General features: G+C 45.3%; 11 protein-coding genes. 6 read left to right on the forward strand and 5 right to left on the reverse strand.

The window, feature by feature from the left end; translation table 11 throughout:
* Positions 1 to 5: 5 nt before the first annotated feature.
* Complete coding sequence (locus tag AB6D06_RS11320; protein WP_017061778.1) at positions 6 to 1,169, forward strand: carboxylesterase; 1,164 nt, start codon at positions 6 to 8, stop codon at positions 1,167 to 1,169.
* A gap of 393 nt (positions 1,170 to 1,562) precedes the next feature.
* Here the strand turns inward: AB6D06_RS11320 and AB6D06_RS11325 are convergent, their stop codons facing one another.
* From AB6D06_RS11325 to AB6D06_RS11335, 3 genes are all read right to left on the reverse strand, one after another.
* The gene (locus AB6D06_RS11325; protein WP_017061779.1) at positions 1,563 to 2,177 is read right to left on the reverse strand and encodes a LysE family translocator; all 615 of its coding nucleotides are present in this window, start codon (positions 2,175 to 2,177) and stop codon (positions 1,563 to 1,565) included.
* A gap of 127 nt (positions 2,178 to 2,304) precedes the next feature.
* On the reverse strand, positions 2,305 to 3,225 hold the full coding sequence (locus AB6D06_RS11330) for a LysR family transcriptional regulator (protein ID WP_017061780.1): 921 nt from the start codon (positions 3,223 to 3,225) through the stop codon (positions 2,305 to 2,307).
* Positions 3,219 to 3,680, reverse strand: a complete 462-nt coding sequence (locus AB6D06_RS11335; protein WP_017061781.1) for an Lrp/AsnC family transcriptional regulator — start codon at positions 3,678 to 3,680, stop codon at positions 3,219 to 3,221. Before AB6D06_RS11335 ends, AB6D06_RS11330 begins: the two co-directional genes overlap by 7 nt.
* A 254-nt stretch (positions 3,681 to 3,934) precedes the next feature.
* Here AB6D06_RS11335 and yjeH point away from each other — a divergent pair, with 254 nt between their 5' ends.
* The gene (yjeH, locus tag AB6D06_RS11340) at positions 3,935 to 5,206 is read left to right on the forward strand and encodes an L-methionine/branched-chain amino acid transporter (RefSeq protein WP_017066490.1); all 1,272 of its coding nucleotides are present in this window, start codon (positions 3,935 to 3,937) and stop codon (positions 5,204 to 5,206) included.
* A gap of 46 nt (positions 5,207 to 5,252) precedes the next feature.
* Here the strand turns inward: yjeH and AB6D06_RS11345 are convergent, their stop codons facing one another.
* Positions 5,253 to 6,638 carry a PLP-dependent aminotransferase family protein gene (locus AB6D06_RS11345; protein WP_372110224.1) on the reverse strand — a complete coding sequence of 462 codons (1,386 nt, stop codon included), beginning with the start codon at positions 6,636 to 6,638 and terminating at the stop codon, positions 5,253 to 5,255.
* Between the two features lie 90 nt (positions 6,639 to 6,728).
* On the opposite strand from AB6D06_RS11345, the gene AB6D06_RS11350 reads away from it, so the two are divergent.
* Positions 6,729 to 7,388 carry a pyridoxamine 5'-phosphate oxidase family protein gene (locus AB6D06_RS11350; RefSeq protein ID WP_017061784.1) on the forward strand — a complete coding sequence of 220 codons (660 nt, stop codon included), beginning with the start codon at positions 6,729 to 6,731 and terminating at the stop codon, positions 7,386 to 7,388.
* An 82-nt stretch (positions 7,389 to 7,470) separates the two neighbouring features.
* On the forward strand, positions 7,471 to 8,403 hold the full coding sequence (locus AB6D06_RS11355; RefSeq protein ID WP_017064860.1) for an urea transporter: 933 nt from the start codon (positions 7,471 to 7,473) through the stop codon (positions 8,401 to 8,403).
* A gap of 10 nt (positions 8,404 to 8,413) precedes the next feature.
* On the opposite strand, the gene AB6D06_RS11360 is transcribed toward AB6D06_RS11355, so the two are convergent.
* Entirely contained in the window at positions 8,414 to 9,421 is a 1,008-nt protein-coding gene (locus AB6D06_RS11360; protein WP_017061786.1) for an AraC family transcriptional regulator, read from the reverse strand.
* A gap of 133 nt (positions 9,422 to 9,554) precedes the next feature.
* Between AB6D06_RS11360 and AB6D06_RS11365 the strand changes: the two genes are divergently transcribed.
* Positions 9,555 to 9,905, forward strand: coding sequence for an MFS transporter (locus AB6D06_RS11365; protein ID WP_017066493.1), 351 nt, complete (start codon positions 9,555 to 9,557; stop codon positions 9,903 to 9,905).
* Positions 9,899 to 11,122, forward strand: a complete 1,224-nt coding sequence (locus AB6D06_RS11370; protein WP_372110227.1) for an HlyD family secretion protein — start codon at positions 9,899 to 9,901, stop codon at positions 11,120 to 11,122. Before AB6D06_RS11365 ends, AB6D06_RS11370 begins: the two co-directional genes overlap by 7 nt.
* Positions 11,123 to 11,435: the final 313 nt, after the last annotated feature.

An 11,435-nucleotide genomic window follows, 5' to 3' on the forward strand; every position in this document is an offset into this window, starting at 1 on the left:
ACATAATGCAAAGAAAGCCCCTCCTAGCACTGCTGGCCTTAACGACTTTAAGTCTCGTTGGTTGTTCCAACGAGACACCGATACCCGCTTACGAAACATCTCCAGACTTGCCTAGCTATCAGCAAGACAGCTTTGATGCCTACGTCAATGACACACAAGATTGGTTATTGAAAAACCGCGTGTTCATGACGGAAGACAAGCAACTCGAGATCCAACTCAATTCACCAACCGAGTATCAACCAACCTCGCCAAACGGCAAGGCGGTATTATTGGTTCATGGATTAGGCGACTCACCTTACTCATTTAAAGACATCGCTACCCATTTGGCAGAGCAAGGTTACTTAGTGAGAACCGTATTACTTCCGGGTCACGGCAGTCGCGTGGGTGATTTAATGCAGCCGAGCCTAGAAGATTGGCAAGGTGTGGTGGCTCATCATACGAAGTTACTTGAGCAAGAGTATGATTCTGTTTGGCTAGGCGGCTATTCAACCGGCGCGAACCTCGTGACTTCACAGGCGATGAACGATCCAAAGATCTCTGGGTTACTGCTGTTCTCACCTGCGTTTCAACCGAGCTCGTCTGCCGTTCAATACGCGGGACTAGCAAGCTACTTTGTCACTTGGGCGGATCAAGATCCTGAAGACAATGTGTTGCGTTACAACTCGTTGCCAATGAATGGTGCATCGGTTTACTACGAGACATCAGAAGTCGTACGTGGTGACTTACAAGATAAACACTTCGATAAACCAGTTTTTATTATGATGAGTGAAGGCGACAGCGTGATTGACACCAACTACGTTCAGCAAGCCTTTACTGAATCTATGCCGAATCCAAACAATGTGTTGGTTTGGCAAGGAGAGACGACTCTCGAGGATCCTCGCGCTGTTCAGTACAGCATGAAGATCCCAGAGCAACGCATCTCGAACGGCTCTCACATGGGCTTACTGTTCTCACCAAACAACCCTTATTACGGAATCAATGGTAGCGAGAAGATTTGCTCCAATGGTCAGGCAGAAGGGTTTGAAGAACAATGCAATGCAACCAGTGAGGTTTGGTACTCAGCTTGGGGCTATCGTGAAGAAGGGAAGAACCATGCGCGTTTGACCTACAACCCCTACTTCTCAGACTCGATGGCGAAGCTAGATGCCGTACTGAACTCTGAAGGCTAATAAGCTCAAGTCTTCCAAAAGCTAATCCAGAGAAATCAAAAAGGCTCACTAGATAACGTCTAGTGAGCCTTTTTTAATGAGTGTCGTTTCTGGTGAACGTCTAGGGTCTGTTGACCTTTAGAGCTGATTTTTGCAGCACTTTGTGGGAAATTTCTACAAGGCAGAGGCTTTGAAGTGTAGCTAGCCTACATGAGAAGCCGATAACGCAGTAGAAATGAACCACAAAGGCTGCCCGAAGGGTTCGGCTAGAATCGTTTTATGCTTTGTTAAGAAGTATTAACTTAGAATGACTAGGCTACATACTCCTTGCCGCGCCTAAAACGATTCTATCTCGAACAAAATTTAACCACTAAAAGTTAACAGACCCTAGTTACTTATTCTTATCGTTTACTGCTATATCGTCCACACCACGCGAACAGCAAGCAGGATCAGCACCACGCCAGATAGTCGATCAATCAACTGAGCTTTCGAGCGAATACGTTCAACAATCAACGGGCTAGACAGTACCAAGGTGATAAAGGTGTACCAAAGGCCGTCGACAATCAGCGGCGTTGAGACAATAATCACTTGATTGGTCAGTTCATTACCTAGCGCTACAAATTGGCTAAACAGAGCGATGAAGAACAATGCGATCTTTGGGCTCAAGATAGAGATCAAGAAAGCCTCACGAGCAGACTGCATGTAACTCATCTTTTCACCCGCTTCTAATTTCGCGGCAACACCACCTTTCGAACGTAACGCATTAACGCCAAGATAAAGCAGATAAGCAGCCCCCGCTAAGCTAATACCTTTAAATAACATTGGGGATTGCTCAAGCACAACGGCTAAACCAACAATGGTTGCGAACGCATAAATACCGATACCAGCAGCGTGTGACCAAGCTGCGATAAGCCCGTTCATACGGCCACCAGCCAAACTGTGTTTAGCGATCATCGCCAAGCTTGGGCCCGGAGACATTGCACCCAACAAGCAAATCGCTAATAAAGAAAACCAAATTGTTACTGTCATCATTCCATTCCTAATAAAATAAAGCGTTCCAGCTGAACGCTCTACGCTTAATACTCAATACTTGGCACTTACCATAATTCGCAGGAGGTATTATTTGAAATCAAAGATTATCATCACACCTATGATTTCAAGTCATACTGATATTGTAACTCGACTTTTGCATGGCTTGGAATGCTTTTTCTCGCGCCCATTTGTGGGCAGAGTCGTTGTCATATTTAGGATGCCACATTAACCAATAGGTATGCATTTCCGTATCAAATGGCAACGAAAAGTAGGTAGTATCGAGGTGTCGACCTAGGTTATAGGCGATATGTTCTGGCACGATCATCAGATAGTCGTCTTGCAATAACACAGTACCAGCAGATGAAAAGAACGGAACCTGTAAAGCCACTCTTCGCTTCAGCCCTTGCTTCTTCAATGCTATGTCCGCGTAACTGTCTTTATCTCCACCACCCGTCACTTTGATGTGAGAGTAGTGAACAATATCTTCTGCACTCAAAACCGCTTGTTGAGCCAGCGGGTGCGACTTTCGCATCAAACACACCGACTTATCTTCACCAAGTTTGATACTTGAGACATGTTCTGGCTTTGTGGGAAACATACTGGAAGCCAAATGAATCCCAGACTCGTTCAGTGCTTCAAGGTAGTTTGGCTGCCACAATCGATAAGCCAGATTAATGTTCGGCGCTTCAGCAGACACCTCTGCCACAATCACAGGAAGAATATACTGAGCGACATAATCACTCGAAGACAACACCAATTCACCCTGCCAGTCTTGCGGCTCGAAGGGTTTATCATCTAACAGGTGGTCAAACTCGCCAAGCAGGTCGTCGAGTTTACCTTTGAGTAGCAATGCACGGTTGGTCGGCACCAGTTTGTTGCCGTCACGGACCAGCAAAGGGTCGCCACACAAATCACGTAACTGGCTGAGCTGACGGCTCACCGCGGATTGTGTGATATGCAAACGTTGGGCGGCACGGCTCACATGACACTCTTCAAGAAGTACATGCAGTGAACGCAGTAGGTTTAAGTTGATATTGCCTAACATGAATGCACCGTCGCATTCTGTTTGTTGAAAAACTCGGTCAAAACCGTATGAGTCATTAAGTGGCGAAGATCCGGGTAACTTTGCAGCTGATCGCGAACTCGGTTCAAGCTCTCCATGCTTTCCACTTCCACGTACAACATCATATCTGTCTCACCGCTAATAGAGTGGCACCATTGCACCTCATCAATACTCTGGATTTGTTTCGCGTAAGACTCACAACTATGGTCACTACTCGACATGTCGAACTTCAACAAGATATAAGCGCACACATTCTTCGTTTGGTTGGGTTCTGCCACTTGAGCGCAGTAGCCCGTAATCACTTTGTCGCTTTCCAGTTTCTTGATTCTGGCGTTCACCGCTGAGCGCGAGAGGCTGACATCTCGGGCGATATCGCTCACTGAGCATCGTGCATTGGTTTTGAGAATATCCAAAATCTGGCGATCAAATTTATCCATGCTTCTGATTCTTTTCATTTATTGTTCTATTTATAACGCCTAATTTGACACAACTTTCCTACTTATAACAGCCATTCTGACAGCCGACACTTTCACACTGAATCGGATTAATACCGTTAAAATGACGGTGTCTTACGACGTTTCGCTAGCTGTATTATTGATGTCAACAATGTATGCTCTCAATCATAACTTCTCACACACCAGAAGAAAGTTACTGGAAGACCGTGACCAGAATCAAATAGCTAGGAGAGCGAATGACACAACTCAAACAAGAAATCACGCTTATTTCAGGAATCGGACAACTCTCGACGACCTTGCTAGGCACTGGATTATTTATGATCCCTGCGATCGCAGCAGGCATTGCAGGACAGTTGTCTCTTCTCGCTTGGTTAATCCTGTTTATCGCTATTTGCCCGATTGCACTGACCTTCGCATCATTAGGAAAACGCTACCCGAATGCAGGTGGTACTGCCTATTTTGTGCGCCAGGCGTTTAGCGAGCGATTAGAAACAAGCGTGGCGTGGTTGTTTGTGAGTGTTATTCCTGTCGGTATTCCAGCGGCCATTGCACTGGCTGGTGGTTTTGCTCAACAATTGTTACCCGCACCTCTCGATACACCACTTGGTGCTCAATCCTTTACCGTCGCCCTGCTTATTGCCGTCAATTTGATGGGCAGTAAATCTTCTGGCCGACTGCAAACCGTGATCGCATTGTCGATTTTTGCCTTAGTCAGCGCTTTTGTTTGGAAAGCCGACATCACGGCAACCGATGTTGCTCTTCCTGCCATCTCATCCAATTCAATGTGGTCTATCGGCGCTGCTTTAGCTGTCATGTTTTGGTGCTTTGTCGGAATAGAAGCTTTTGCTCACATGGGAGAGGAATTCAAAAATCCACAACGTGACTTCCCAATCGCCATCATTGCAGGCTGTTTTGTTGCGGGGCTAGTGTACTGGGCTTGTTCAGTAGTGATTCTTAAGCTGGGTGCTTTCGGTTCATCTGAATTCGATGCCGCATCCATCCCTTGGGTAACAGAACAACTGTTTGGTAATGGCTTCAAAACCGTCATCAGCGTGCTGGGGTTCTTTGCTTGCTTTGCCAGCCTAAACCTTTACACACAAAGCCTGTCTCGGATGATCTGGGCTCAGGCCCGCCAACACAGCCCTGCAAGTCGAATGGCTCAACTGAACAGCCGCGGCGTACCGCTCTACCCAACGTTAGCAATTGGCTTTGTCGTGCTTATTTCGTGTGTGATTGGTGAGCTGTCTAATTTAGACCTTGAGTTCTTTCTCAAGCTCGCCAACGGTATTTTTGTTCTGGTTTATCTGCTCGCAATGTTAGCCGCTTGCCGATTACTAACAGGCGCATCTAGATACACTGCCATGCTTTCATTGGTCATCTGTACCTTGGTGTTTATCTGTTTAAGTTGGTCGATGCTCTATGCTGTGACTGTTTTTGTGACATTGTCACTCCCTTGGCGGAAGTGGCTAGGTAAAGGTAAACCCACCGTCTCTATCGACAAGTTGTAACTCGATTCGTGATGAATCAGAAAATGGTAAACAAGCCCTACCAATATTACTGATAAAAAAGCCGAGCGATCTGTTTGATCTTCGGCTTTATGTCAGCCAATCGGATATTTCCAAACCCCAACACCACCCCACTCCAATCACGAGCATCACTTGATCCATATTCATAAAAATCAAACGGACGAATGATGATATTTTCAAGCTCAGCTCTATGACTCCATTCAGTCTCAGATATACCTTGATACCACTTCACGGTCACATGTAGCCCTGCTGCCTGACTGATCACTTCAAGATCACCGTTAAACTCGCTTTCAATCGCTTCTATCATGGCTTCATACTTGAGTTTGTATGACCGACGCATCTTTCTAATATGACGCAGCAAGTCGCCTTCTCGAACAAAATCCGCCAAAGCTTCCTGTGTGTGGGACGCCGTGTCTCCAGTAAGCGCGTCTTTGATCTCAAGACACTTCGCCACCAGACTTTCTGGTACCACTAAGTACCCTAATCGAAGGCCATTGAACATAACCTTACTCAGAGAGCCGACATAGATGATGCGATCATCGAACCCCAACTTTCCCGCCAACCCTTGCATGCAGGTATAAGGGCGATGAGCAAACTGGAACTCACTGTCATAGTCATCTTCAATGATCCATGACTGATGTTGATTGGCCCAATCGATCAGTTTAAGGCGTTGCTCAGTATTTAAAGTCGTGCCCATTGGGTATTGGTTACTCGGTGTGACATACAGAGCCTTAGCATTACTGGCCAACACTTTCTCAATATCCAACCCCACCTTTTCACGCACACTTACACCTTCTAACTCTAGTCTCAACAGATCGATAATTTTATGTACTTGTCGATAACCGGGTTCCTCCACGAGGATTTTGTCGGCATTACAATGAACGGAACGACTGCTTGCAAGATACCCACTCAACGCTTCCCTCAAGGCTGAGCTTCCCTGAACCTCTTGATTGCCCGCAATGTTCTGACGTGTAGAGTGACGTTGCAGCAACCTCTGCCATTTCGCAAAAGGGAACGCATCTAAGTCAGGAACTCCTGGGGCAAAGCTGCGGTTAATGTCGTTAGGTGTCGCTATGTTTGTACTCGGTTTACTGACTGTTTGTTTGACCTTCGGATCCTGAACACTGTTTGGCTTCGACAAACTTAGAAAGTGTTCTGGTTGTTCAACCGAGACATAAAACCCTGAGCCTTGCTTACTCTCGATATAGCCTTCAGTAACCAGTTGTTCGTACGCATAAATCACCGTATTTCGACTCACCGATAACTCGACAGCCAACTTACGTGTTGAAGGTAACTTACTGCCCTTGCTCCATAAATCTTGAACGATCTTCTCTCTTATCGCGTGGAACAAGGCGGTTTGACGCGTGCCGTGTTGTTCGTCTAACTGTAGATCACCGACATCGATAGGCTGCATAACTGGATCCAAATAGTGTTTAAAAGTGGCTCTATTTAATAGACCAGTTAATCGCTACATTAATCAAAAGGCAATGATTAAGGAGCGATTATGTTATCTAACACGAAAAGAACCACGATTAAAAAAGGGGCTCACAAAGCCGTATTTGAACAAGAGAAACTGCACCAAATTATTGATGAGAGCTTAATCGCACACATTGCATTGCAGGGCGAACAAGGACCAATGGTCATCCCGATGCTCGCGTGGCGAGTGGGTGATATAGTCTACATTCATGGAGCTAAAAACAGTCGCCTACTAAAAGGACTAAAAAAGGGAGAACCAACCTGTTTAACGTTCACCTTGTTCGATGGTTGGGTGCTGGCTCGTTCGGCATTTCATCATAGTGCGCATTATCGTTCTGCTGTGGTATTGGGGTCATTTTCAGTCATCGATGACAATCAAGAAAAGGATCGCTTGTTGAATATCTTTATTGAGCAAATCGCACCGGGCAGAACCGATGAAGTGAGGCTCAGTAATGAAAAAGAACTCACTGCGACCGAGTTGTTGGCGATACCTTTAACAGAAGCTTCCGTGAAGATTGGTAAACATGGAGTGAATGATGATAAAGCCGATATGGACATTCCAGTTTGGGCTGGCGTATTACCCTATAGAACTGTTGTTGGGCCGTTAGAAACCGTTCCAGAACAAGAAGGCATCATTGAAACACCAGATTACCAACAAGCTTATGGTGAACGATGGTATCAGAATTAACACTCGAAGATGGTGAACTTGATAAAATTGTATACAATCTGAATTACAAAAATTTAACATGACTCAATAATGTAATCAGACGATGAAAACGAACAAGGATATTCTGCCGTTTCAAGGCTTGCTCAATGGCATTGGGCAAGTCTATTTCACACCGTCTATCATGACGTCGACTTTGCTGTTGCTTGCCATTTCTATTGAGTCACTGGCGCTGGCTTTTCTTACCTTACTTGGCGCCAGTTGCAGCTATGCATTAGCTTTCTATGGCTATATGTACACCAACACCAACACCAACACCAACAAGTCAGTTGACGACATTGATAGTGGAATGTACGCGCTAAATGGCGCTTTGATTGGTTTATTTATCGGTAACTTTTTTGGTGTGACACCATTATTGGCTTTAGTGACTGCGTTAGGTGCATTACTCACGGTGCCGATTGCCCACATCGTATTCAGTTTTGAGAAATATCGCGGTTACACTAGCGCCTTTATCCTCACCACTTGGCTGATTTATATTATCCAATCAACCTTTGAGCTGTCAGCGTTTTCTGCACCTGATTCCGCACTGATGCCACTCATCAGTATTGAGGCTAACTCGTGGTTCAACCTGCCGACAGTGGTGATCCCGTTGTTAAAAGGGATAAGCCAAGTCAGCTTCATCGAAAATGCGTTGTCGGGGCTCGTTATCTTAGTCGCCATCGCACTCAACAATATCAAGCATGCCATTTGGGTTATGCTCGCAGTAATAATTAGCACCGTATTTAGCGGGTTGATTGGCGCTTCTAACGAACTGGTAGCCCAAGGTCTTTACGGGTACAACGCCATTCTTGCCACTTTAGCACTTGTGCCCTATCCGCGAATCCGTTGGCCGTTAATCCTATTAGGCATGCTGTTAAGCTGTCTCATCACACTTGGTTTTCATGAACTGTCACTGTTACCACTCACCGCCCCTTTCATTTTGAGTACTTGGGGGATGGTTTACTTGTCCAGCCTGATCCATAAACGAACCATAAGTTAGCTCTGAATAGTTACAGGCCAGTTTTTAGGCGCTCAACATATTGCTTGGGTGTCAAACCTCGATGTTTCTTAAACATCCGATTAAAGCTCGCGACATTGGTATAGCCGAGCCTCGTCGCGACTTTATCTATTGGCACTGAATACATCAACAACTCCACCGCCACATTACTTAACGCATAGCCCATAATGGTAGAAAAGTTGATGCCTAAGTTATGCAATCGACGTTGAAATTGCTGTTCAGATAACCCAAGCAAACTCGACACTTTATGCAGTGTTGGCAGGCCGAAATGGCGACTGTAATTGATCATCTCATAGGTCACCTTATGCTCATCCGCGGCATCAGGCATGTTGAGGTAATTATCTAAGTCATGAAAGTTCATTGCCAAGCTCATCTTGCCGCTAGAAGGGGCTTGATTGCTCGATAACCTCGACTGGCTTGGTATCCAGATTTCAGTTCGTGGCTGGCCCCACTGAATATTGCACCCAAAATACTCTTGATAGAGTTGAGTGTTCTCGCGATAACCTGCGATAGAGACGGCTGCGGGAGTAAAGTCGTCTCCCAAGTAACGCCTTAATATCTTCATCATAAAGATGGCAACTCGAATTGAGTCATGAACTTTACCCACCTCAGTATAAGCAGGATTGTCGTAGCACCATTTGATGAAATTACCGACTTGAGCGCCATATAGAAAAGCCCCGGACTGCAAACAGTGCAACCCGATGTTAACTCGGCGTATAGACGACGCCAGATCGTGCCCCGAGAAAAACCAGTTAGAGAGAGGACCTAGCCTTTCAATATCCACTCTATCAGCCAGCTTCAAGATAATATCGGAATCACCGGTTTGTTGTTCAAGTAAGCCATACCATTTGTCCACTTCACTTACGGGGATAAGGTTCATCGGGTTATTAAACACCGATTTAGGAATACCTAATTGCTCAGTATTCACAGCCTTATTAGTCGTTGCGTATTGGTAAATACCCAAAATACCCAATGCTCTTAAGAAGTTACAATTGTTCATTAGCCACCATACTTAGAAGTCACTATTACAGATCAAATCATAATGACATCATTATTAAAGTAATTGGTAAATTATCAACTTCTAAATCTGATATCAATAACACTCGGTGCTCAATTTAACCTAGGGTATATCAATGAGTTTAGTTAGTGTCCCATTTGTCGGAACCGGCGCAGATACCGCACTACACGTAGTTGCAGGCGTAGTGTTAGTCGCAACCATCGCTGCTGCATGTTACGGCTTCTGGCGTGTGCATGAATTACCAATCAACAAGGCTCACAGTAAAGAGCATCAACAACTCGGTTTGATCACCGCATTAACATGGATTGGTTTTGTATGGCACTGGGTATGGGTACTAGCAGTAATTTTGGCCTTCGTTGATATGGAAAAAGCCATCATCAATCTAAGAGACACATGGAAGTCACCGACCACAACCAAGGAGCAAACAACTTCCGACAAGCAAGATGAGGAGAGCCAAACATGTTAGAAGGCTTGGCAATTTGGGCACTGTTCATTTACTTACTCAGACTTGTTGGTATGCCTTGGAACAAAGGCACCAAGGCGTTTGCGTACCTAGGGGGTACATCTTGGTTGCTGATTGTATGGGTTGGCCTACTCAATTTTACTCCGATGGATCTATCGGGAGGCTCAGTGGTTCAGTCTCCACATATTCAGCTGCGTCCCGATTCAACTAATGTGTCGGGAAAAACTTCCAAAGTCCACATCGACCCAAACCAGGATGTGACTGAAGGACAGCTAATTTACGAAATTGATGACACTAAATATGTCATCGCAAGAGACAAAGCCAGCGTTCAACTTGAGTCTGCAGAGGTCGCTTTAGACACAGCTCGTCAAGAAGTGAGCATTGCAAAAGTCAGCTATCAATCGGCGCTTGAAGACATCAAAGCTTCAGTCGCACAAATAGATTCGGCTAAAACAGACTTAGTACTGCAGTCAAAGACGCTTGATCGTTACCAGAAGCAAAACAAAGTGGTAGAACATACGATCACTGAAACTGACATCGACCAACAAACAGCAAAGGTAGACTTAGCGACGTATAACGTTACGACATTGGAATCTCAGCTTAGCAAGAAAGAAGTCGATGCCGAGAATGCGAAGTTGAACATCCACAAAGCTGAAACCAATGTGAGCAAGAAGCAAACTGAGGTCGATTCAGCAAAGGCAACACTGGCACAAGCACAATGGGACTTGAACAGCACCAAAGTCACGGCACCGACTGACGGCTTTGTAACGAACTTTATTCTTCGTGAAGGTCAGCGTGTTTCAATGATGCCTCGTATCCAGATGTATACCGAAGAGAAGTACGTGCTGATGCGAGTTAACCACCAAGCGATTCGTAATATTAAGGTCGGTCAACCTGCGGAATTTGCGACAGCGGTATACCCAGGAAAAGTGTTCTCTGCAACCGTAGAAGGCATTGTAGAAGCCACTGGTGAAGCGCAAGCAAGTTTGCTGGGTATCGATGAGCAGGTTCGTGTTACCACAGGCAAAAACCTTCAGAACAAGCACCACTTTGTTCGTTTAAAAATTGATGAGGCAGAGGGTTACGATATTCCTGTTGGCTCTGTCGGATTAGCGTGGGTAAGCGGTGAGAAGCCTATCAGCTTTATGGCGTTCCTAGACGTAATACGCGGGATCATCATTAGAATGAAGTCTCAACTGTACTTCTTCTACTCCATCTAATACTTCCTATTGGTGAAACAATACCCAAGCCCGTGCGCTCTTAGATCGCACGGGCTTTTTGTTTATTTCACCATTCGTCGCCAGAAAGAACACAAACCCGAAAAACGAATAAACACTCTAAAGTTGCAAATCGCAATTGCATTTTGCAATTGGGCATTTCAAAAACGCAAATTAAACGCTCAAATACGCACCAGATTGCTATAAAACTGCCGTTTTACGTGGTTTTAAAAGTTGGCACACTAACTGCAATGTATATATTGACCCTTCTTAAGCCGAGGGTCACCTAGCCAACTGACGTTGTTAGTGAACCTAT

The sequence above is a fragment of the Vibrio sp. 10N.239.311.G01 genome (assembly GCF_041465805.1).
Taxonomy (GTDB): Bacteria; Pseudomonadota; Gammaproteobacteria; order Enterobacterales; family Vibrionaceae; genus Vibrio; species Vibrio crassostreae_C.